Raw genomic sequence first — 19,500 nt, 5'->3', positions numbered from 1 at the left:
GACGCGCCGGCGCCCACGTCGAGGACGCGGACCCCGGTCACCCGTCGATCCCGGTCACCCGTGGACCCCGGTCACCCGTGGACCCCGGTCAGCCGTGGGCGGCGAACGGGCCGTCGGAGGCGAAGGCCAGCGCGGCGAAGCGCTCGCCCATGCGACGGTGCGTGGCGGCGTCCGGGTGGAGCTGGTCGGGCAGCGGCAGCTCGGCGAAGTCCGCTTCGCCGTAGAGGGCCCGGCCGTCCAGGTAGTGCAGGTTGGGGTCCTCGGGCGCCCGCTGCCGCACGACGCGGACGAGTTCGTCCCGGACGACGCCCAGGGTCAGTTTTCCGGCCGCCCGTTCCGCGGGGTCGCCCGCGGCCCGGAAGCGGAGCCGGCCCTCTCTCAGCTCCTCGAAGTCCGGGGCGCTGGGTCCGGGCGTGTCCTCGTGAATGGGGCAGAGGATGGGCGAGACGACCAGGAGGGGCACGGTGGGGTGGCCTTCGCGGACGGTGTCGAGGAAGCCGTGCACCGCCGGGCCGAAGGCGCGCAGCCGCATCAGGTCGGTGTTGACGAGGTTGATCCCGATCTTGACGCTGATCAGGTCGGCGGGGGTGTCGCGCAGCGCGCGTGCGGTGAACGGGTCGAGCAGGGCGCTGCCGCCCAGGCCGAGGTTGGTCAGCTCCGCACCGCCGAGGAAGCCGGCGACGGCCGGCCAGGTCGTGCTCGGGCTCGCCGCGTCGGAGCCGTGGCTGATCGAGCTGCCGTGGTGGACCCACCGCGGCCGACCCCGGTCGGGCACGGGTTCGACGGGGGCATCGGTGCGCAGGGCGACCAGCTCGGTCGTCTCGTTGTACGGCAGCCAGATCTCGACGTCCTTGACACGGTCGGGGAGGCCGGCGAACCGGGCGGTGCCGACCGGACCGGGCCGGGTCTCCGTGGATCCGGTGGCCATGTCCACCGTCAGCAGGTTGCCGCCGGTCACGCCGGCCTGCCCGGCCAGGTGTCCGTCGACGAGGAGGTCGTAGACGCCGTCGGGGCGGGGCGGGGCGCCCCGGTAGGCCCGCTTGGTGCGCAGCGCGTCCAGCTCGATGACGGTGGCCCGGGTGCGCAGGACCACGCGTACACCGGAGGGCTGGGCCTCCGCCATGGCCAGTTGGCCGTCGGTGCACTGGGCGCGGGCCCGGGCGGGCAGCCGGTGCGGCAGCACGCCGTGTGCCGTCCGCTCCAGATCGAGGGCGCCGCGCAGGAGGTCGGACGTGATGGGCGTGGTGATCCGGTCGGATGCGGTGCGGGGTGCGGTGCTCATGGCTCCAGCCTGTTGTTCCGAGTGGTCGGACCGGGGCCGCCGGTGGGCGCGGGCCAGTTCCGCAGCAGGGCGTCGAGGGCGTCGAGGACCCGTGACCAGGATTCCTGTGCGTCGGGGGCGCTGTGGCTGAAGCTCCCGCCCAGCTCCAGGCTCACGTAGCCGTGGAAGACGCTGCCCAGGAGCCGGACGGCGTGGGTCTGGTCGGGTTCCGTCAGGTCGTAGCCGCGCAGGATCGCCCGGGTCATCCGTGCGTGCCTGGGCCCCGCGCTGGCGGCCGCCTCCTCCGGGCTGAGCCTCAGCTGGGCTGCGGCGTAGCGTCCGGGGTGCTCCCGGGCGTAGTCGCGGTAGACGTTCGCGAACGCGGTCAGGGCGTCCTTGCCGGCCCGCCCCGCGAGGGCCGCGGCGACCCGGTCGGCGAGTTCCTCCAGGGCGAGGAGCGCGATCCGGGTCTTGAGGTCCTGGGAGTTCTTCACGTGCGAGTACAGGCTCGCCACCTTGACGTCGAAGCGCCGGGCGAGAGCCGAGACGGTCACCTGGTCGAACCCGACCTCGTCGGCGAGCTCCGCCCCCGCCCGGGTCAGCCGTTCCGTGGTCAGGCCCACCCGCGCCATAATCATCCTCCCGTTTTCCTAAGCCATTGTTAAGCTACCTAAAGCATTTAGGCAAACTGGTGTGACGGTCCTACGAGGGCGTTGCCGGCAGCGGCGGCGCGTGCGGGCGCGCCCGCACGGGCGGTCCGAGGGACAATCGGCGCATGACTGACGCAGGGCTGTCGTCGGAGGACGCGAGCTCCCCGGGCGAGGGGCGCTACGGCGAGCGGGTCTTCCGGCCCGAGGAAGGCGGCGAGGGCGACCGCATCGACCTCGGAGCCCTCACCTACGACGCGACGACCCTGGCCCGGCTGCGCCTGCTGGGAGCCGGCCCGGGCTGGAACTGCCTGGACGTGGGTGCCGGAACCGGCACGGTGGCGCGCGGCCTGCTGGACGAAGCGGGCGTAGCCTCGGTCCTCGCGGTGGACCGCGACGTACGGTTCCTCGCGGCGCACCCCGCGCCAGGACTGACGGTGCTGGAGGCGGACGTCACCGCGGACGACTTCGCCCCGGGCCTCTTCCACCTGGTCCACGCCCGGTTCGTCCTCATGCACCTGCCGTCCCCGCAGCGCATGATCGCCAAGCTGAGCGGCCTGCTCGCACCCGGCGGCGTACTGGTCGTCAGCGACGCGGTCGACCTGACGACCGGGTCGGCGCCCGTCACGCCGTACACCCGCGCCATGCGGGCCATGTGGCAGGGGCTGCACGACAGCATCGGTACCGACGTGTCACGGGTACCCGGCCATCTCGATCTGCTGCGCGAGGCCGGGCTGGAATCCGTGGCCGCCGAGATCCACGTACCACCGCTCCTGCCGGGCAGCACGATCAGCAGGTTCTGGGCCGAGACCTGGGAGCGGGCACGCGAAGCCATGGTGGGAACCGGCCTCGTCGACGACGGACAGATCGACGAAGCCGTGCGCTACCTGGATTCCCCTCGCTGCACCGGTCTGTCACCGGGCATGCTCACGGCCTGGGGGTGGAAGGGCGGGGCTCCCACAGGTGCGTGATCCTCGGGCAGGATGTGCGCATGCGGGTGCAGACGACCACGGAGCTGGTACGGAGAGCGGCCGGGCTGGCCGGGCCTGCCGGGCCGACGGGAGCGGACGGGCCGGCCTCACGGGGCAGCCGGCGGATCCTGGGCATCGCCGGGCCACCGGGGGCCGGCAAGTCGACGCTGGCCGCCCGGCTCGCCGAAGCGCTCGGCCCGGAGACGGCCGTGGTGGTCCCGATGGACGGGTTCCACCTCGCCCAGGCCGAGCTGATCCGGTTGGGGCTCGCCGACCGCAAGGGCGCCCCGGACACCTTCGACGCGGCCGGGTACGTCTCCCTGCTGCACCGCCTGCGCGCGTCCGAGGGGGGCACGGTGTACGCACCCGCCTTCGACCGCTCCCTGGAGCAGCCGATCGCGGGCAGCATCCCCGTGGCCCCGGCCGTACCGCTGGTGATCACCGAGGGGAACTACCTGCTGCACGAGGCGGGGGAGTGGGCGGCGGTGAGGCCGCTGCTGGACGAGGCCTGGTACCTCGCCCCGGACGAGGACCTGCGCGTCCGGCGCCTGGTCGACCGGCACGTACGCCACGGCAAGGAGCCGGCGTACGCGCGCGAGTGGGTGGACCGCTCGGACGAGGCGAACGCCCGCCTCATCGCCCCGGGCCGACACCGCGCCGACCTCGTCCTCGACACCGGCTGACGACGAGCACGAGCACGAGCACGAGCACGAACACGAACACGGAAAGGAAGCGCGCACGGCTCGACTCGGCACGGTCTCCCCCGTGCGGGATCATGGTTCCGTGCGCGAAATCGCGATCATCGAGGCACCGTCCGTGCTCGGGCTGCGCCCGTCCGGCGTCCAGTACCTGCCCGCGGCGCTGCTCGATGCCGGTCTGGCGGACCACCCCGGCGTCGTGCACGCCGGCCGGGTCGACGCACCGGCGTACGACCCGCGGCGGGACCCCGACACCCAGGTCCTCAACCCCGCAGGCATCGCCCGGTACTCCGTCCGGCTGGCCGACGCGGTCGGGGCCGTCCTCGACGCCGACCGCTTCCCCGTCGTCCTCGGCGGCGACTGCACCGTCCTGCTCGGCAACCTCCTCGCCCTGCGCCGCCGGGGCCGCTACGGCCTGCTGTTCCTCGACGGCCACACCGACTTCTACCAGCCCGCGGCGGAGCCGACCGGCGAGGCGGCCTCGATGGAACTCGCCCTGGCCACGGGCCGCGGCCCCCGGCTGCTCACCGACCTCGAAGGCCGCGGGCCCCTGCTGCGCGACGAGGACGTCGTGGCCTTCGGATTCCGCGACTCCGCGGAGTCCCACGAGGCCGGGATGCAGCCGCTGCCGCCGCAGCTGCGTGCGATCGACCTCGACGGTGTGCGCGCGGCCGGCGCCGTCGGCGCCGTGCGCGAGGCGATCAGCCACCTCACGCACGACGACAGCGCCGGCTACTGGGTCCACCTCGACGTCGACGTCCTGGACGACGCGGTCATGCCCGCCGTCGACTACCGCATCCCAGGCGGGCTGACCTGGTCGGAGCTGGAGAGCGTGCTGCGCACGGCACTGGCCGACGAACGCGCCGTCGGGCTCGACGTCACGATCCTCAACCCCAGCCTCGACCCCGACGGGACCATCGCGGCCCGCCTCACCGCATGTCTGCGCACTGGACTGTCGGCACGGGCGGGGACCGACCACACGCGCTGAGAGCGCCGAACTGAACCGCCCTCCGTACGAACGGAGTTCCGAGATCCGGCGGATCAACGGCCCCGCCCGCTCGTCTTCAGTGACGGTGACGGTGACGGTGACGCCGTACGCACCGCGCACATCGCGGAGTTCTTCGCCGCGAGCGGCGGCGGGCCCGCCGGAATAGCCGTGCAGGTCCGTGGTGTTGGAGGCGAAGATCGAATCCATACCCACCCCCGCACCCGGGGGTCCAACAGCCGGAGCAGACATGCCGACCGAGACGCCCGCCACCGACCGCTCGTTCCTCTTCGTCCTCGGCAGCTCCCGCGCGGACGGCAACACCGAGATGCTCGCGCGGGCTGCCGCCGAACAGCTCCCCGCCGAAGTGCCCCGGCGTTGGGTGGACCTGGCCACGCTGCCGCTGCCCGATTTCGAGGACGGCCGCCACGAGAGCCCTTCCCGGACCGTCGACGAGAACGAGGAACTGCTGCGCCGGGCCACCCTGGAGGCCACCGACATCGTCATCGCCTCGCCCCTCTACTGGTACTCCCTCTCCGCGCACACCAAGCGCTACCTCGACTACTGGTCGGGCTGGCTGACGACGCCCGGCTCCGACTTCAAGCAGCGGATGGCGGGCCGGACCCTGTGGGGGGTCACGGTCATGGCTGATCGTGACGAGGCGGTCGCCGACGGCCTGGTGACCAGCCTCAACAACTCGGCGGCCTACATGCACATGCGATTCGGAGGGGTGCTGTTCGGCAACGGCTCGCGCCCCGGCCAGGTGAAGAACGACGAACGCGCCATGGTCCGCGCCAAGACGTTCTTCCACGGCGAGGCCCCACTCGCCCGCTTCCCGTTCGAGGAGGAGCCCGCGGGCCAGTAGCACCACGCGTTCCACCCCTGCCCGCGGCCTCCGCATCCGCCGCGCGCGGGCCGCCCGGACCCGGCCGGTCCGGGCAGCCCGCCGCCGCTCCGCGCGACACGGACCCGGGGAGCTGAAGCCGGCGTGGCCGCGGTCCACGTCGCGGCAGCTTCACCCGATCGGCGCGGTGGCCCGAGAGAGACGCCCGGGCCGGCGGAGTACTTCCGGATGCACCTCCGCGAGGCCTTCGCCAGACTGATCGTGAAGCACGGCACCGTACGGGCGGCCAGGGCTCCCTTCCGCCCGGCCAGGCCGTGCGGCGGATCGCGGACCTCCCCTCCGAGCGGGGCCGAGACCGCCGACGAGACGATCGCGGGGCTGGAGATGGTGGAACCGACCCGGCCGGCGGGCCGCGATTGGCGCCAGTCCCTGCTGCCACCGGTCGTCGCCTGGCTGATCACGAACCTCGTCACCTGGACGGTCGCGACGGCATCCGTTGCCGGTGATGGATCCAAAGTGGCGTACTGGTCCACCGCCGGTCGCAGTCGCTGGGATTCCGCGCACTACCTGTCCATTGCCAGGACCGGCTACGAGATGTTCTGGTGCCGGGACCGCTACCCGAACTTCCGCGACGTCATGTGCGGAAACGTTGCCTGGTTCCCCGGGTATCCCATGTCCGTCCGGGCGGTCTCCGCCACCGGGCTCTCCCATGAGTGGTCCGCCGTAGTCGTCACCGAAGTGTCCCTGCTCGGCATGTTCGCGGTGCTGTGGTGGCTGCTCGGCGCCCGGCTCACCTGGGCCACCGGCCTCACCCTCGCCATCGGTACCGTATTCCCGGGCGGCATCTACCTCCATGCCCTGTTCCCGATCGCCACCGGAACGTTGGCACTGCTCGTCTGCACAGCCGGAGTGAAGCGCGGCTCCTGGGGGCTCGCTGCTGCCGGCGGTTTCGTGGCGGCCTCCTGCTATCCGGTCGGCGCCGTAGCCGTCGGCATGCTGGCGTCGAGTGTGTTCTTCGCGTGGCAAACCGACAGGTGGCCCATTCGTTTGGCGAAGGCCGGGTTGTCGGCGGCTCTCGCCGGCTGCGGCGTGCTCTGGGCCAAATGGCTGATGTGGCAGGCCACGGGCCGCTGGGACGCGTACGAGATCCTCCAGGAATCCAGTTACCGGCAAGGCGGCCTGCACCAGCCCTTCGACGCGATGAGGCAGGCCTACGCTTTCCCGTTCAGGGACTGGTACACGCCCGAGGGCCATCTGCCGTGGCTGGTGGAGCACGCTCTTGAGGCGCACAGGACGCAGCTCTGGCTGAACCTCGCCTTCGTGCTGCTCGTACTGGCCACGGCTGCCGCTCTGCTCGTCCGGAACCGCCGGCTCGAGGTCGAGGAATGGGCCGCCCTGATCCTGACGGTGGCGATCTTCCTGGCGCCGTTCTTCGCCGGCGCGGAGATGTCGTGGTACCGCAATCACGCGCAGATGTTCGTCGGGCTCATTCTGGTCAGGCGCATGCCCCGATGGGTTCAGGTGCCGTTGTTGGCCTGCTGCGCGGTCCAGTACGCCCTCTTGGGGGCGATGTTCTTCGCCGGAGTGCTGGTCTGACCGGCCTACCGCTGTTCTTCGTCCGTGTCACGGGCGACGAAATAGGTGGGCCGGGCCTGGACGGCCGTGTAGATGCGGGCCACGTACTCGCCGAGCATTCCCACGCAGAAGAGCTGGACGGCGCCGAAGAACAGGATCGTGATGATCAGGGAGGTCCAGCCGGGGAGGGTGTTCCCCGTGACGTAGGCGACAAGGGTCCAGGTGAGGAACGCGAGGCAGACGGCGAGACTGAAGGCGCCGAGCGCCGTGGCCAGCCGCAACGGGACCGCCGAGAAGCTGGTGATGCTGTCCAGCGCCAGGAGGATCATCTTGTGCAGGGGATATTTGGTCGTGCCCGCCACCCGCTCTCCGCGCTGGTAGGTGATCTGGCCGCCGGGAAAACCGAGCCAGGGAATGAGCAGGCGGTAGATCTGCTGCTGCTCGGGCAGGGTTTTGAGGGTCTCCACCACCGGGCGGGAGAGCAGGCGGAAGTCGCCGGCCTGAGCGGGTACGTAGGAGCCCGCCAGGCGGCGCATGAGCCAGTAGTAGGCGGCGGCCGTCCGGCGTTTGAAACCGGTGTCGGTGGAGCGGTCCATACGGATGCCGTAGACGACGTCCAGGCCGTCCGCCCGGGCCAGGGCGAGCATGTCCGGGATGACTTCCGGCGGGTCCTGGAGGTCCGCGTCCATGCTGATCACATAGGCGCCACGGGCACGGTGCAGTCCGGCGGTGAGGGCCGCCTGGTGGCCGCTGTTCCGCCGGAGCGTCACGACGCGGAGCTGCGGCCAGACATGGCGCAGATCTTCCAGCAGGCGGGGAGTCTTGTCGGTCGAGCCGTCATCGACGGTGAGTACCTCGTACGGTTCCCCGCACCCGTCCAGGACGGGCCGGAGCCGCGCCGCCAGAACAGGCAGGGCCTCCTCCTCGTTGAAGACGGGAACCACGATCGACAGACGGACCGGGCCACTGTGTGGGTCATGCACAGCACTCATGATGCGCGAAGCGCCTGGACCCGGCATTTTGAGGAACCGGAGCGCTGCCGTGCCGTCGGCGTGGGCCCGGACAAGGCATCCGGCGTCCGCTGTTAGGGTGACGTGTGCCCGTCAAGGCGGGCCCTTTCGGTCACTGACATTTTCAACGGGGTTGAACGTGAAGCTTCGCCATGTCCGCGCGATCGCCGTCTTCGGCATCGCCATCGTCGCACTCACCGGAGCCCGTGGCTCCCACGGCGCCAGCTGCGGCGGCAGCAGCCACGGCTCGAGCTCCAGCAGCTCCAGCGGGGGCACCAGCAGTGGTGGCAGCGACAGCAGCAGCACCAGCGGGGGTGGCAGCGACAGCAGCAGCACCAGCGGCAGCAGCACCTCCGGCGGTACCTCCGTCACCGGCGGTTCCAGCAGCAAGAACAAGGCCGAGCGCGACATCCGGATCGACAGCTGCAAGCTGGACGACTCGGGCAAGAACCTGGTCGCCCGGCTCACCGTCACCAACAGCGGTTCGGTGGACTACACCTACAACATCACCATGAAGTTCAGCGGCGACGCCACCTCGACCGCGACCTCCGCCCAGGCCAGGGTCAGCGCACTCACCGTCAAGGCGGGTGCCTCCGCACAGGCCGAGGCCAAGACGGCGTACACCGGGAAGGGCGACGGCAGCGAGTACAAGAAGTGCTCCGTCGACAGCGCGACGAAGAGCGCCCTCTGACACACCGCCCGGCCCCGTCGGTGTGACACCGACGGGGCGGACCGTTCCCGGGCACCGGACGGAGTGCACCCCCGGTGTGTTGCGGAACGTCCTCGGGGCTGTGGGATCAGCTGAGCCAGCCGTGGGTTCCCATGGCGCGCCCGGTCTCGACGTCGGGCTGGTAGTGGCTGAAGTAGAGGAGCCGCAGCAATCTGCCGCGGCTGTTCACACCGGTCTTGTCGAAGACCTTCTTGAGGTGGTCCCTGACGGTGTGCTGGGAGATGCCGAGCCGCCCCGCGATCTCCGCGTGGGACATGCCGTAGACGACCAGTTGCGCGACGTCCTGTTCGCGTGCGGTGAGGTCGTACGCGTCCATCAGGATCCCGATCGTCTGCTCGGGTCGGCCGGCCTGGATGATGACTGCCACGCGTCCCTCCGCGTCCATGCGGGTGGCGGTGAGAGATATCCGCCGGCCCGCCGCGCCGCGTACGTGCACGCACGCGTCGCCCGACGTACGGGCCCGGCTGGACAGGTGCAGGACCGGCTGCGGAAGCCGGCCCGCCCGGACCGGAACGGTGCCGAGCTGGTCGAGCCACAGATGACCGGCAGGGGTGACCGACTCGATCCCGCCGTCGGGTTCGAAGGTCAGCAGGCCCGGAGCGGCGAGGGTTTCCGCGGTGGCGGCGGCACTGGCGGCGGTGGCGTCGTGGCGGACGTACGCGCGGCGCAGCCCTTGGGCGACGGCCGGTGCGAGCGAGGACAGGACCGCGGTCTCGTCGTCGGTGAACGGCGCCCGGTCGGCGCCGCGGTGCAGGACCAGAGCGCCCCACACCGTGTGACGACTGCGCAGGAGCACGCGCATCTCGTCGCCCATTCCGGTCGGGCGGTAGACGTCGCGGTACCGGGTGCTGCGGTGCGGGCACTGGCGCGTGGCCTGCCACAGACCGGCAGCGAGCCGGCCGGACCTGACCAGGTCGGGGAAGTGGTTGACGTCCTCTTCACCGTACTCGATCTCCAGGAGCCGGGGCAGGTGGGTGTGCGGTACGCCCCTTTCGTGAAAGCCGCCGGTGTGCAGGAGCGTGGTCGGATCCAGCGTCAGCCCGCACACCCCGTCGGCTTGCACGACCGCGGGAACGATGTCGTTCAATCGGCTGAACAAGGTCATCGGATCCGGCAGTTCCCGGCACAGCTCCTCGATCCGCCTGTGGGCCCGGCGCAACTCGGCGCCGCTGGGTAAGCCTGCGTTCGATGGGGTCACGCGGGTCTGTTACCGCGTTGCGCCGCCCGGCGAAACCCCCACTTCTTGGGATCGAACCTCACCGGACAGCAGGGCAGGCTTCGTTCTGCGCCACACCAGGTGGCGAAGCGGCCGGGGCGGGGGATGGCATGTCTGGAAACCGGCCTGCGCGCAGGAGAGCGGGGCGCCTGCCCGCCGCTGGCGCCGCTGTTGCGGCGGCGACAGCGGCGGTCACCATCGGTGGCCTCGGCTGCACGGCTGCCGGCAGCGCCCCCGCCGGTGAGCCACCGCGGGAGCCGACCGCCGCGCAGTGGGAAACGCTGGAGCACGCGGAGTCGCTGCTCATCGGTCCGTGCATGGAGGCCAAGGGATTCCGGTACACCGTCGTCCCGCCGGCCGAACAGCTGCCCCGCCAGCCGGACTTCCCCTACGGCATCGACGACACGGAGTTCGCCCGTACGCACGGATTCGGCACCGACCTGGACCGGGAGCTGCTGAGCCGCGCCGAAAAGGATCCGAACCGGGTCTACTTCCAAGGGCTGGACGCGTCACAGAGGGCCGCCTACTCCGTGGCGATGACGGGCTCCGAGCGGCAGCGGATCAAGGTGACACTGCCCAGTGGGTTCCGGATCGCCACGAACGACAGCGGGTGCCTGGCCGAAGCGCGCCGACGGCTGTACGGGGACTACCCGGCCTGGTTCAAAGCCGCGCGGACCGTCGAGAACCTGAAGACCGTCTGGCAGTCGAAGGCCCTCGAAGACCCGGCCTACGTGGCGGCGGTGAAGGACTGGTCCGCGTGCATGGCCGGCCACGACTGGACGGTCAAGGACCCGCAGGAACTGCGGGTCAAGGCCTCGGCCGCGGCGCGCGAGGTCCCGACCGAGACCGAGCTGGCGCGCGAACGCGCCGCCGCGGAAGCTGAGGCGGCATGCGCCCGTACCACCGGTCTGGTGACCTCGGCCACGCGGGTGGAACAGCGGTACCGCGCCCAGCTCGAGCAGACGCACGGGGACGCGATCCGCACTCGTGACCGTCTCGCCGCGGCAGCCCTGCCGTGCGCCCGGCAGCTGGTCGACGACGCCCGCTGAACCGCCCGCCCGCCCCCAGCTCCGCACCCGACAGCGGGCGCGGTGAATCAGAAGAAGCACAACGGACGAACAAGAAGGGCAGCACTCATGCGATCCAAGATCGTCGGCTTACTCTTCGCCCTGGTCGCCACTCTGGGCCTCGGACTGATGACCGCGGCCCCGGCCACGGCGGGCACGGGCGCCTGCGCGAGCGGGAACTTCTGCGCGTGGTACTTGACCAACTACGACGGCCCGAGCGCCTCGTGGTCCGGCAACGACGCCAACTGGTCGGACAACTACCTGTCCAACGGGGCGAACATCGACAACGACGACCGGTCGTGGCGCAACAACGGTACGTCGTGCGCCGGTTGCGACCACGTGCGCATCTACGACGGCTACAACTACTCCGGTCAGATCGCCTGCCTGCACTTCGGGGACGAGGGCTGGTACCCGAACGCCAACCCTGCCGACCGGGGCTCGTCCCACCGCTGGGGCGGTGAGTGCTGACGGGCCCTGCCCGACCGGCCCGCTGATCCGAGCGGAAGCACGTGGCTGTGTCCGCCCTTGCGTGAGCCTTCACGGAAGAGCGGACACAGCCGGATCAGCAGGGCTCCCTCGGGGGAGACGCCGCAGAGGTCGGTTGTTCGGCGGCAAGGCTCCCGACGTGCAGCGGGCATGGTGCGGCGGTGCGCTGCTCCCACGGGTGGGGTCCGGGGTGAGCAGGGTGAACCATTCGTCGAAGGCGTCGAGCGTCGAGCGGTCGGCCCCGAGCCAGAGGTGAGGCATGCGGTGGCCCAGTGCCGCAGTGGGGACGTAGTCCGTGCCCAGGTCGCCGAGATCGGGCGGGGGACTGCCGTCGGTGAGGACGGCGGCAGAGCGGTGGGCGACCCCGAGTACGAGCCCGAGCTGGGCGAAATACCGCTGCGACCAGGGCAGTTCGACGTGCGCGGTGCTCCATCGTCGCTCTGGCGGGTTGTCGTTCCGTCGCGTGAGTCCCCAACAGGCCGGCTCCGGCCCACCCGCGGAGAAGTCCGGCCAGTTTCCAGCAGGGGTTGTGCACATCGGAGATGCCCGTGTTCATGCCCAGGCCGCCGATGATGGGGAGCGCGTGAGCGGGATCGCCGGCCAGCAGGATCCGGCCGTGTCGGAAGCGTTCGGCGACGAACGCGCGTTCATCACCCAGTGCAGCACACGCAATACGTCGGCTCGTACGGCGGCGCCGGGGCCGAGGGCGCGCGAGACGAGATCGGCCCAGTCCGCGCGGTCCGGGTCTTCGGGCGTGGGAGCGAGCCAGGCCCGGCCCCCTTCGGGGTAGAGCGGGAGGAACGATCCGTGGGCGGTGAAGTAAACCCCGGCGGGCTGGCCGGCGCACCAGGTGTGGAGGTCGGCGTCGAACACGACGGTGGTGACGGCCGCCATCGCACCGGGGCCGGTCGTGTCGATTCCCAGCCGCTGCCGGACGGTGGAGTTCGCCCCGTCTGCGGCGAGGACGTAGCGCGCACGGGCGCGCGTCCCTCCACCGTGTCGGTGGTCGACGACATGGGCCATGACGTCCTCGGGTTCTTCGGCCAGGTCGAGGAGCTCGACCCCGAACCGCACGGGTGCGTCCGCCGCGGCGAGCAGGGTGGGTTCCAACCGGTCCTGCGAGGTCGCCACGCCGATCACGGGGTTTTCGGGGATCGGGGCGTTGACGCCGACCATCGCCGCGGTGGCGAAGTCGCCGTCGTGCAGCGTGTCGCGGAAACGGATCCGGCCGAATTCCCTGGGGAAGGCGTTGCCCGTGATCTCGGCAGCGATGCCCATCCGGCGGAAGATCTCCGTCGAGCGCGTGTTGACCAGCCGGAACCGGGGGAAGGGTGACAGCTCGGGGTGCTTCTCGACCAGCAGGGTCCGCACGCCCCAGCGTCGAGCAGCGCCCGGGCGGTGAGCCCGACCGGCCCGCCGCCGACGATCAGTACTTCCACCCCGGTGTCTGCCGCGGGCATGCCCCCATCCTCCTGCTCTCCCGAGTCTGCCGGAGCGTCGCCGGTGAGGTGACGGCGGTGACCAGGCCGCCGGGGGCGAGGGGCCGGGGTGATGCGCCCGACTCCAGCGGGGAGGTCCGCCGGACGACCGCAAGCGATGCGACGCCACGCCACGTCGGGTGCGGGACGGGCCCGGATCCCGCCCGGTCAGACGCGCCACCAGAAGCCGGGCACGGTCGCCATCGCCACCATCAGGAGGGCCCCGGCCCCGGTCATGACGGCCGCGGGCACCGGCCTGCGGCGCGGGTCCGCGAAGGCGGCCAGCCACATCAGGGGCACCGACAGGAAGAAGACGCCCAGCCCGCCCAGGGCCCCTACGTACGACCACATCATGAGTACGAGCCCGCCTATCGCCGAGGCCCGTACGAAGGCCGCGCGGCGGTGGCGCAGGAACAGCGGCCACGCCACCAGCGCGGCCGTGACGATGAGGAGAACGGCGTAGCCGATGCCCTCCGTGTAGGCGCCGAAAACGAACGCCGGCGGCACGGGGGCGAGCAGGGCGCACACGGCGAGCCCGAACTGCCACGGGTGAACCCAGTCCCGGGCACCCTCACGGGGGCCACCGGGAGCCCCTGCACGAGCAGCTCGGCCGGGCGCGGTGTCTCTGCCGCTCGCCGCGATGGCTCTCACAGCGTCCCCCCTCATGGCATCCCTCGGGCATCCCTCATGGCGTCATGTCCGCGCCCCTACGGTTGAACGCGTTCAGGCTACTGGACCGGGTACCCTCCCGGAGCCCTGGCCCGCCTCTGCCGCGGCCCCTGCCTCCGCCAGCTCCACACCGGTCCGGTACAGCTCGACCAGCAGGGGCCGCAAGGCCGCACCCGCCGCCGTCAGACCGTAGCGCGTGCGTACGGGGAACCCCGCCAGCCGCTCCCGGACGGCGAGACCCCGCCCCTCCAGCGTCCTCAGCCGCTCGGTGAGAACCTTCGGGCTGATGTCGGGCAGCCGGGCCGAAAGCGCCCCGAACGACAGCGGTCCGCCCATCAGTTCCCGCAGCACGAGTGTGGTCCAGCGCCCGGACACGGCCGCGAGCGCCAGCTCCACCGGGCAGTCCGGCTCCGGTCGCAGGGTCCGGCCGCCGGCGTCCGGGACCAGCTCGGTGTCCCATCGGCCGGCGTGACTTTCCGTTTGGTGACCCATTCCGGCCCCGGCTTGGCTGTGGTCATGAGCTTCGAACGCGATCATGCGCCCACTGTCGTCCTGACCACCGATCCGCGGCAACATCCGGCCGTCTTCGCCGCGGCCTTCAACACCGGTGACCCGGCGGCAGTGGCCCGGGTGTACGAACCGGACGCCGTCTTCGTCCCACGGCCCGGAACCCCGCTGACGGGCACCGCACTGGTCTCGGCCACGGCCGAGTTCCTCGCGCTGGGGCTGCCGATCCAGGTGAGCCCCCGCCACACGTACACGGCCGGTGACCTCGCGCTGCTCGTCGTCGACTGGCACATCGAGGGCACCGGCCCCGACGGCGCGACCGTCCGGCTGACCGGAACCGCCACGGACGTCGCCCGGCGCGGCCCGGACGGTCTGTGGCGCTACGTCATCGACAACCCGTTCGGCACCTCGCCCGCCTGACGGGCGAGGCCGCGCCCCCGTTCCGCGTACCGGTTCCGTCCTCGGACGGGCAGCGGGGAGCGGGCACCTGGCAGCGGGTGCTGGGGCTGGGCGCCGGGCGCCCGGCTCAGGCGATTCCCACGGTGTACGCGGCACGGTAGCCGTCGCCGTCGGGCGAGGCGGCCAGCGTCATGGTGGCGCCGGCTGCCCTGTAGCGGCTGTCCCGCTGGTTGGGGTGCTCCGGTGCGCGGCGCCGGGCGTAGGGCTGGCGCGCGTACACCTTCGCCAGGAGGTCCTCGGGGAAGAAGAACTGCGAGGTCGTTTCGGTCCGGGCGTCGGGGTGCACCTTGAAGTGGATGTGCGGTGCCAGGCCCGCGTACCAGCCGGGCACGATCGTGCGGAACACGCATCGGCCGGCGTCGTCGGTGACCTGAGTGCCGCGCAGGAAGGTGGCCTTGCCGGTGGAGTAGTCGCCCGAGGCGTCGGCGTGCCACACGTCCACGCCCGCGGCCGCGAGTGGCCGGCAGCCCGCCGACACCCGGACCACCGTCAGGTCCAGCCGGAACGGCACTCCGCCCAGGCCCTCGGTGATGTCCGACCGCACCCGGTCCAGGTCCACGTAGTACGGGCCCGCGCCCGCCTCGGTGCTGAGCACACAGGCCGGGGCGGGGGTACTGCTGGCCTTGGCCGGTCGGGGTGCCGAGGCCGACGGCCGGGCCGCGGCGCCGGGGGTGCCGGCCGGTCCGGCGCAGGCCGCGGCCAGCGCGGCGGCCCCGGCCGTTCCGGCCGCCCGTAGAACAGCACGACGGCTGGTCCGGCTGATGTCGTTCTCGGCCATGCGTCAACCGTGCCGGACGGCACGGGTGACGGTCCGTACCGACACACCGGGGACCTGCGGTGCCGCACCCCTCGTCCCGGCCCGAACCTGCCGCGATGACCCTTCACAAGTTGACGTGACGTCAGAAGTTCAGGGTGCGGGTAGGGGACAAAAGGCCGGCATGGGCGATTTGCAGAGGCGCCACGACAACGTTGCCAGGTCGTTAACAATTCACTTCTTGACGGCAGTGGGAGGGCCAAGTTGACTGCCCCCACCTCGGCCGTAAGGACACGGCCCCGTCAGGGAGGTTCACTTCGTGAACGCGAATCTGGGTCGTGCCGCCGTTGGACTGGCTGTTTCGGCGCTCACCGTCACGCTCGCCGCTTGCGGTGGCGCGGACGAGAGCGACAGCGGGAGTGATGGTGCGGTCACGGTCGGCCTCCTGCTCCCCGAGAGCGAGACCGCACGCTACGAGAAGTTCGACAAGCCCCTGATCGAGAAGAAGGTCGCCCTCATGACGCTCGGCAAGGGGAAAGTGGTCTACGCCAACGCCATGGGGGATGCGGCGAAGCAGAGCGCCCAGGTCGACACGATGATCGAGAACAAGGTCGACGTTCTGATCATCGACGCGGTGGACTCCAAGTCGATCGCCGGGGCCGTGACGAAGGCCAAGGGCGCGGGCATCTCGGTCGTCGCCTACGACCGCCTGGCGGAGGGCCCGATCGACGCGTACACCTCCTTCGACAACGAAGACGTCGGCCGTGTCCAGGGCAAGGCCCTGCTGGAGGCCCTGGGCGACAAGGCCAGGACCGGGAAGATCGTCATGATGAACGGCGCGGTCACCGACCCGAACGCCGCACAGTTCAGAACCGGCGCCAGATCCGTCCTCGAAGGCAAGGTGACCGTCGGCAAGGAGTACGACACCGTCGAGTGGAAGCCGGAGAACGCCAACAGCAACATGGCGGCCGCGCTCTCCGCACTCGGCAAGGACAAGATCGTCGGTGTCTACTCCGCCAACGACGGCATGGCGGGCGGCATCATCACCGCCCTCAAGGCCGCAGGCGTGCACCCGCTGCCCCCGGTCACCGGCCAGGACGCGGAACTCGCCGGTGTGCAGCGCATCGTCGCGGGCGAGCAGTACATGAGCGTCTACAAGCCGTACGCCCGCGAGGCCGAGGCCGCCGCGGAGCTCGCCGTCAAGCTCGCCCAGGGCGAGAAGATCGACGGAATCATCAACCAGGTGGTCAGCAGCCCGACCAGCAAGCGCGTGCCGGCGGTGCTCATTCCCGGCACCTCCGTGACCAGGGACAACATCAGGAGCACCGTGGTCCTCGACGGTGTCTTCACCGTCGAGGAGATCTGCGTCGACAGGGTCAAGGCCACGTGCGAAGAGATAGGCCTGAACTAACGGACGGCCGGGCCCGGCACGCCCGGGCGGCCCTGCCGGGGCGTGCTGCCGGTGCGGTCCGCAGGGGCCGAGGCGGACACCAACCGGGATGGCTGGAAAGCGGCATTCAGGGAAACATGCGCGTATATCATCACGCTCCACGAGAAGGCGAAGTACTTCTGGAGGCATGATGAGCGAGCGTCCGGTCCTTCTGCCCTACGCCGATCCGGCCTTCGTCTCGGACCCCTTCCCGCTGTACCGGCAACTGCGCGAGGACGGCCCCGTACGCCGCGTCGTCATCGCGGGAGGCCTGGAGGCCTGGCTCGTCACCCGCTACGACGACGGACTCGCGGCCCTCTCCGAGCCCCGTCTCAGCAGCGACGTACGCGACGCCTCGGACACCCGGCTCCTGCAACAGCTGCCCGCAACGGAGCGCGAGTCGATGCTGAGCAACATGCTCCGCAGCGACCCGCCCGACCACACCCGCCTGCGCCGCCTGGTCTCCAAGGCGTTCACCGCCCGCAGGGTGGCGGGGATGCGGCCCCGGATCCAGTCCGTCGCCGACCGGCTGCTGGAAGAGGTCGTCCCGTCCGGCCGCGCCGATCTCGTGGCGGACTTCGCGCTACCGCTCCCGGTCACGGCGATCAGCGAACTGCTCGGAGTGCCGGTGGACGACCGTCACGACTTCCAGCGCTGGACGGACCGCATGATCATGCGCGGAGCGGAGCCGCCGGACCCGGCCGTGGTGAACGAGGCGTGGCAGCACATGCGCGCTTATCTGACCGGGCTGATCCGGGCCAAACGGGAAGCCCCGGGCGACGACCTGCTCAGCGGCCTCATCACCGCCCGGGACCAGGAACAGCAGCTGACCGAGGACGAGCTGATCGCCATGGTGTTCCTGCTGCTGGTCGCCGGCTACATCACCACGGTCAACCTGATCGGCGGCGGCATCGCCATGCTGCTCGCCCACCCCGACCAGCTCGACCGGCTGCGCTCCGACCCCGAGCTGCTGCCGGGCGCGATCGAGGAGTTCCTCCGCTACGACGGACCGGTCAGCCCCGGCATCGCCCGGTTCGCGCGCGAAGACACCGAGATCGCGGGCGTGACCATCCCGCGGGGCGCGACCGTACTGATCGCCTCGGCCATCGCCGACCGCGACCCGGCGCGGTTCGCCGACCCCGACCAGCTGGACATCACCCGGCAGGACAACGCCCACCTCGCCTTCGGGCACGGCATCCACTACTGCCTGGGCGCGCCGCTGGCCCGCCTGGAAGGGCAGATCGCCATCGGCACGGCCCTGCGCCGGCTGCCCGGACTCGCCCTCGCCGTAGCGCCCGACAAGATCCGCTGGCGTCCCGGGGGCCTGCGCGGCCCCCTGGCCCTGCCGGTGACCTTCACCCCCGGAGGCTAGCCGGTCCAACCCCGACTCCTACGCGACCCAGCAGTACAAGCCGTGGCCGTGTTCTTTCGTGCCGCGCGCCAGGACACCAAGACTCCCCAGCATCTCGCGGGCCACATCAGCATCGATCGCCGCGCCGTCTTCTGCCCGCTGCCGGGCCCACTCCGCGGCTACCTCGTGCAGCCGCGCAGGCTCCGCCTCGGCCAGAGCGTCCACCAGACGGCCGGACAGAGCGAAGACGACGCATCCGTCATCGTCCTCGCCGGCGACGATTCGCGGTTCACCCGCCTCCAGGAGCTCTTCGAACCTGCCTCCGGAGATGAGGCATTCCCACTCGACCACGGCCTCGTCGGCATCGAAGTTGCCGAACGAAAGGGGCTCGAAAGCGCGTCCCGGTCCGGCCCCGAGGGCGAGGGCGGCCGACGCACCGTCCGGTGCCACGAAGAACTTCACGATGGTGCTCACGGATGCATGATGCCTGACCGGTCGGACCGCGCCCCCGCCGGGAAGGCCCGGCTGGGCCGGCCGCCGCGGGCCGGCCGCCTCGGCCCGTCACAGCTCGGCGACCAGGACGTACCGCTCGTCGTCCACCGGGCCACCCCACAGGTCCGGGTTGCCGCTGAGCAGTTCCACGCGCACGCGGGCGGCAAGCGGGCGTACGGCCGCAGCAAGGGCTTCGGCGCTGAGTCCGCCGTTCCACGGTAGTGATTCGGCGCCGGCCACATACGGGGCCTCCTTCTGACCCGCCTCACCCCAGCGCCCCTCGACCAGCACCAGCCGGCCTCCCGGCCGTACACGCGTCACCCACTCCCGCAAGGCAGTCTCCGGATCGGGGAGTGTCCACACCAGGTGCCGCGACAGCACGACATCGAAGAGCTCTTCCCCGGTCGGGGGAGCCATGGCGTCGCCGATCAGGAAACGGCCCGCAAAGCCGGCGGTCTCGAACTTCGTGCGGGCCTGCTCGATCATGCGCGGCGCCAGGTCGACACCGGTGGGCCGGTGCCCGGACTCGGCCAGCAGCAGGGACACCGATCCGGTGCCGCAGCCGATGTCGAGAACGTCGACCGGATGGTCCGGCATCACCGACCGCAGGAGCCGGGCCCACGCGGCGCGCGTGTCGTCAGTCCTCAGCCCGTGGTCGGGCTGCTCGTCGAAGGTTGCCGCGGCGGCATCCCAGTAGGCGGTAATCAACTCGGTACGGTCCGTCATGGCTCCAGGTTCTCAGGACCCTCTGACATCGGAGCGACGGCGTCAATGTCAGAGTCCGAGGGCGATGGCCATGCGGGTCATTTCGGCGGTGCTGTTGATGTTGAGCTTGGCGCGGATGCGGCGGAGGTAGGCGTCGACGGTGTGC

At 71.2% G+C, this 19,500-nt stretch carries 22 protein-coding genes; 11 read left to right on the top strand and 11 right to left on the bottom strand.

The features are described from left to right. Positions 1-88: 88 nt before the first annotated feature. On the bottom strand, positions 89-1,282 hold the full coding sequence (locus tag PV721_RS09105; protein ID WP_319722338.1) for a GDSL-type esterase/lipase family protein: 1,194 nt from the start codon (positions 1,280-1,282) through the stop codon (positions 89-91). After that, positions 1,279-1,893: a TetR/AcrR family transcriptional regulator gene (locus tag PV721_RS09100; protein ID WP_319722368.1), complete on the bottom strand. Its 615-nt coding sequence runs from the start codon at positions 1,891-1,893 to the stop codon at positions 1,279-1,281. Before PV721_RS09100 ends, PV721_RS09105 begins: the two co-directional genes overlap by 4 nt. Positions 1,894-2,036: 143 nt before the next feature. Here PV721_RS09100 and PV721_RS09095 point away from each other — a divergent pair, with 143 nt between their 5' ends. The 5 genes from PV721_RS09095 to PV721_RS09075 all read left to right on the top strand — a co-directional run bounded on the left by PV721_RS09095 (position 2,037) and on the right by PV721_RS09075 (position 7,002). Further along, entirely contained in the window at positions 2,037-2,879 is an 843-nt protein-coding gene (locus PV721_RS09095) for a class I SAM-dependent methyltransferase (protein WP_319722337.1), read from the top strand. A gap of 20 nt (positions 2,880-2,899) precedes the next feature. After that, positions 2,900-3,562 carry a nucleoside/nucleotide kinase family protein gene (locus PV721_RS09090; protein WP_319722336.1) on the top strand — a complete coding sequence of 221 codons (663 nt, stop codon included), beginning with the start codon at positions 2,900-2,902 and terminating at the stop codon, positions 3,560-3,562. A 100-nt stretch (positions 3,563-3,662) separates the two neighbouring features. Then, a complete protein-coding gene (locus tag PV721_RS09085; protein WP_319722335.1) occupies positions 3,663-4,565 on the top strand; it encodes an arginase family protein in 903 nt (300 codons plus the stop codon). Positions 4,566-4,812: 247 nt separating this feature from the next. Then, complete coding sequence (locus PV721_RS09080; RefSeq protein ID WP_319722334.1) at positions 4,813-5,427, top strand: flavodoxin family protein; 615 nt, start codon at positions 4,813-4,815, stop codon at positions 5,425-5,427. 363 nt (positions 5,428-5,790) lie between these two features. Further along, positions 5,791-7,002, top strand: coding sequence for a hypothetical protein (locus PV721_RS09075; RefSeq protein ID WP_319722333.1), 1,212 nt, complete (start codon positions 5,791-5,793; stop codon positions 7,000-7,002). A 5-nt stretch (positions 7,003-7,007) separates the two neighbouring features. Here PV721_RS09075 and PV721_RS09070 read toward each other — a convergent pair whose 3' ends face one another. Beyond that, positions 7,008-7,973: a glycosyltransferase family 2 protein gene (locus PV721_RS09070; protein WP_319722332.1), complete on the bottom strand. Its 966-nt coding sequence runs from the start codon at positions 7,971-7,973 to the stop codon at positions 7,008-7,010. A gap of 157 nt (positions 7,974-8,130) precedes the next feature. On the opposite strand from PV721_RS09070, the gene PV721_RS09065 reads away from it, so the two are divergent. Next, a complete protein-coding gene (locus PV721_RS09065) occupies positions 8,131-8,682 on the top strand; it encodes a hypothetical protein (protein WP_319722331.1) in 552 nt (183 codons plus the stop codon). A 106-nt stretch (positions 8,683-8,788) separates the two neighbouring features. Here PV721_RS09065 and PV721_RS09060 read toward each other — a convergent pair whose 3' ends face one another. Continuing rightward, on the bottom strand, positions 8,789-9,919 hold the full coding sequence (locus PV721_RS09060) for a LuxR C-terminal-related transcriptional regulator (RefSeq protein WP_319722330.1): 1,131 nt from the start codon (positions 9,917-9,919) through the stop codon (positions 8,789-8,791). Between the two features lie 128 nt (positions 9,920-10,047). Here PV721_RS09060 and PV721_RS09055 point away from each other — a divergent pair, with 128 nt between their 5' ends. Beyond that, complete coding sequence (locus tag PV721_RS09055; RefSeq protein ID WP_319722329.1) at positions 10,048-10,986, top strand: hypothetical protein; 939 nt, start codon at positions 10,048-10,050, stop codon at positions 10,984-10,986. Positions 10,987-11,073: 87 nt separating this feature from the next. Next, a complete protein-coding gene (locus tag PV721_RS09050) occupies positions 11,074-11,472 on the top strand; it encodes a peptidase inhibitor family I36 protein (RefSeq protein ID WP_319722328.1) in 399 nt (132 codons plus the stop codon). A 94-nt stretch (positions 11,473-11,566) separates the two neighbouring features. Here the strand turns inward: PV721_RS09050 and PV721_RS09045 are convergent, their stop codons facing one another. From PV721_RS09045 to PV721_RS09030, 4 genes are all read right to left on the bottom strand, one after another. Next, positions 11,567-12,094: an FAD-dependent monooxygenase gene (locus PV721_RS09045; RefSeq protein ID WP_319722367.1), complete on the bottom strand. Its 528-nt coding sequence runs from the start codon at positions 12,092-12,094 to the stop codon at positions 11,567-11,569. Beyond that, positions 12,043-12,861: an FAD-dependent monooxygenase gene (locus tag PV721_RS09040; RefSeq protein WP_319722327.1), complete on the bottom strand. Its 819-nt coding sequence runs from the start codon at positions 12,859-12,861 to the stop codon at positions 12,043-12,045. Before PV721_RS09040 ends, PV721_RS09045 begins: the two co-directional genes overlap by 52 nt. A 275-nt stretch (positions 12,862-13,136) precedes the next feature. Continuing rightward, entirely contained in the window at positions 13,137-13,496 is a 360-nt protein-coding gene (locus PV721_RS09035; RefSeq protein ID WP_319722326.1) for a hypothetical protein, read from the bottom strand. A 195-nt stretch (positions 13,497-13,691) separates the two neighbouring features. After that, on the bottom strand, positions 13,692-14,129 hold the full coding sequence (locus tag PV721_RS09030; RefSeq protein ID WP_319722325.1) for a helix-turn-helix domain-containing protein: 438 nt from the start codon (positions 14,127-14,129) through the stop codon (positions 13,692-13,694). Between the two features lie 24 nt (positions 14,130-14,153). Here PV721_RS09030 and PV721_RS09025 point away from each other — a divergent pair, with 24 nt between their 5' ends. Continuing rightward, positions 14,154-14,564, top strand: a complete 411-nt coding sequence (locus tag PV721_RS09025; protein WP_319722324.1) for an SgcJ/EcaC family oxidoreductase — start codon at positions 14,154-14,156, stop codon at positions 14,562-14,564. A gap of 106 nt (positions 14,565-14,670) precedes the next feature. Here the strand turns inward: PV721_RS09025 and PV721_RS09020 are convergent, their stop codons facing one another. Further along, the gene (locus PV721_RS09020; RefSeq protein WP_319722323.1) at positions 14,671-15,381 is read right to left on the bottom strand and encodes an intradiol ring-cleavage dioxygenase; all 711 of its coding nucleotides are present in this window, start codon (positions 15,379-15,381) and stop codon (positions 14,671-14,673) included. 295 nt (positions 15,382-15,676) lie between these two features. Here PV721_RS09020 and PV721_RS09015 point away from each other — a divergent pair, with 295 nt between their 5' ends. After that, positions 15,677-16,768, top strand: a complete 1,092-nt coding sequence (locus tag PV721_RS09015) for a sugar ABC transporter substrate-binding protein (RefSeq protein ID WP_319722322.1) — start codon at positions 15,677-15,679, stop codon at positions 16,766-16,768. Positions 16,769-16,937: 169 nt separating this feature from the next. Then, positions 16,938-18,158 (top strand): cytochrome P450, encoded by a 1,221-nt coding sequence (locus tag PV721_RS09010; RefSeq protein WP_319722366.1) that lies wholly within the window; start codon positions 16,938-16,940, stop codon positions 18,156-18,158. An 18-nt stretch (positions 18,159-18,176) separates the two neighbouring features. On the opposite strand, the gene PV721_RS09005 is transcribed toward PV721_RS09010, so the two are convergent. Next, positions 18,177-18,611, bottom strand: coding sequence for a hypothetical protein (locus PV721_RS09005; RefSeq protein WP_319722321.1), 435 nt, complete (start codon positions 18,609-18,611; stop codon positions 18,177-18,179). Between the two features lie 87 nt (positions 18,612-18,698). Continuing rightward, positions 18,699-19,355, bottom strand: coding sequence for a class I SAM-dependent methyltransferase (locus PV721_RS09000; protein WP_319722320.1), 657 nt, complete (start codon positions 19,353-19,355; stop codon positions 18,699-18,701). Positions 19,356-19,500 lie beyond the last annotated feature (145 nt).

The sequence above is a fragment of the Streptomyces sp. MB09-01 genome, from assembly GCF_033794505.1.
GTDB lineage: Bacteria > Actinomycetota > Actinomycetes > Streptomycetales > Streptomycetaceae > Streptomyces.
Note: the sequence above shows the minus strand (reverse complement) of the source record. Positions and strands in the feature narration are given on the sequence as shown.

Coding starts and splice junctions, on each gene's coding strand:
- PV721_RS09000 (WP_319722320.1), bottom strand. CDS start 19,355: ATGACGGACCGTACCGAGTTGATTACCGCCTACTGGGATGCCGCCGCG.
- PV721_RS09050 (WP_319722328.1), top strand. CDS start 11,074: ATGCGATCCAAGATCGTCGGCTTACTCTTCGCCCTGGTCGCCACTCTG.
- PV721_RS09020 (WP_319722323.1), bottom strand. CDS start 15,381: ATGGCCGAGAACGACATCAGCCGGACCAGCCGTCGTGCTGTTCTACGG.
- PV721_RS09100 (WP_319722368.1), bottom strand. CDS start 1,893: ATGGCGCGGGTGGGCCTGACCACGGAACGGCTGACCCGGGCGGGGGCG.
- PV721_RS09070 (WP_319722332.1), bottom strand. CDS start 7,973: ATGAGTGCTGTGCATGACCCACACAGTGGCCCGGTCCGTCTGTCGATC.
- PV721_RS09090 (WP_319722336.1), top strand. CDS start 2,900: ATGCGGGTGCAGACGACCACGGAGCTGGTACGGAGAGCGGCCGGGCTG.
- PV721_RS09105 (WP_319722338.1), bottom strand. CDS start 1,282: ATGAGCACCGCACCCCGCACCGCATCCGACCGGATCACCACGCCCATC.
- PV721_RS09025 (WP_319722324.1), top strand. CDS start 14,154: ATGAGCTTCGAACGCGATCATGCGCCCACTGTCGTCCTGACCACCGAT.
- PV721_RS09055 (WP_319722329.1), top strand. CDS start 10,048: ATGTCTGGAAACCGGCCTGCGCGCAGGAGAGCGGGGCGCCTGCCCGCC.
- PV721_RS09010 (WP_319722366.1), top strand. CDS start 16,938: ATGAGCGAGCGTCCGGTCCTTCTGCCCTACGCCGATCCGGCCTTCGTC.
- PV721_RS09095 (WP_319722337.1), top strand. CDS start 2,037: ATGACTGACGCAGGGCTGTCGTCGGAGGACGCGAGCTCCCCGGGCGAG.
- PV721_RS09075 (WP_319722333.1), top strand. CDS start 5,791: ATGGTGGAACCGACCCGGCCGGCGGGCCGCGATTGGCGCCAGTCCCTG.
- PV721_RS09080 (WP_319722334.1), top strand. CDS start 4,813: ATGCCGACCGAGACGCCCGCCACCGACCGCTCGTTCCTCTTCGTCCTC.
- PV721_RS09030 (WP_319722325.1), bottom strand. CDS start 14,129: ATGGGTCACCAAACGGAAAGTCACGCCGGCCGATGGGACACCGAGCTG.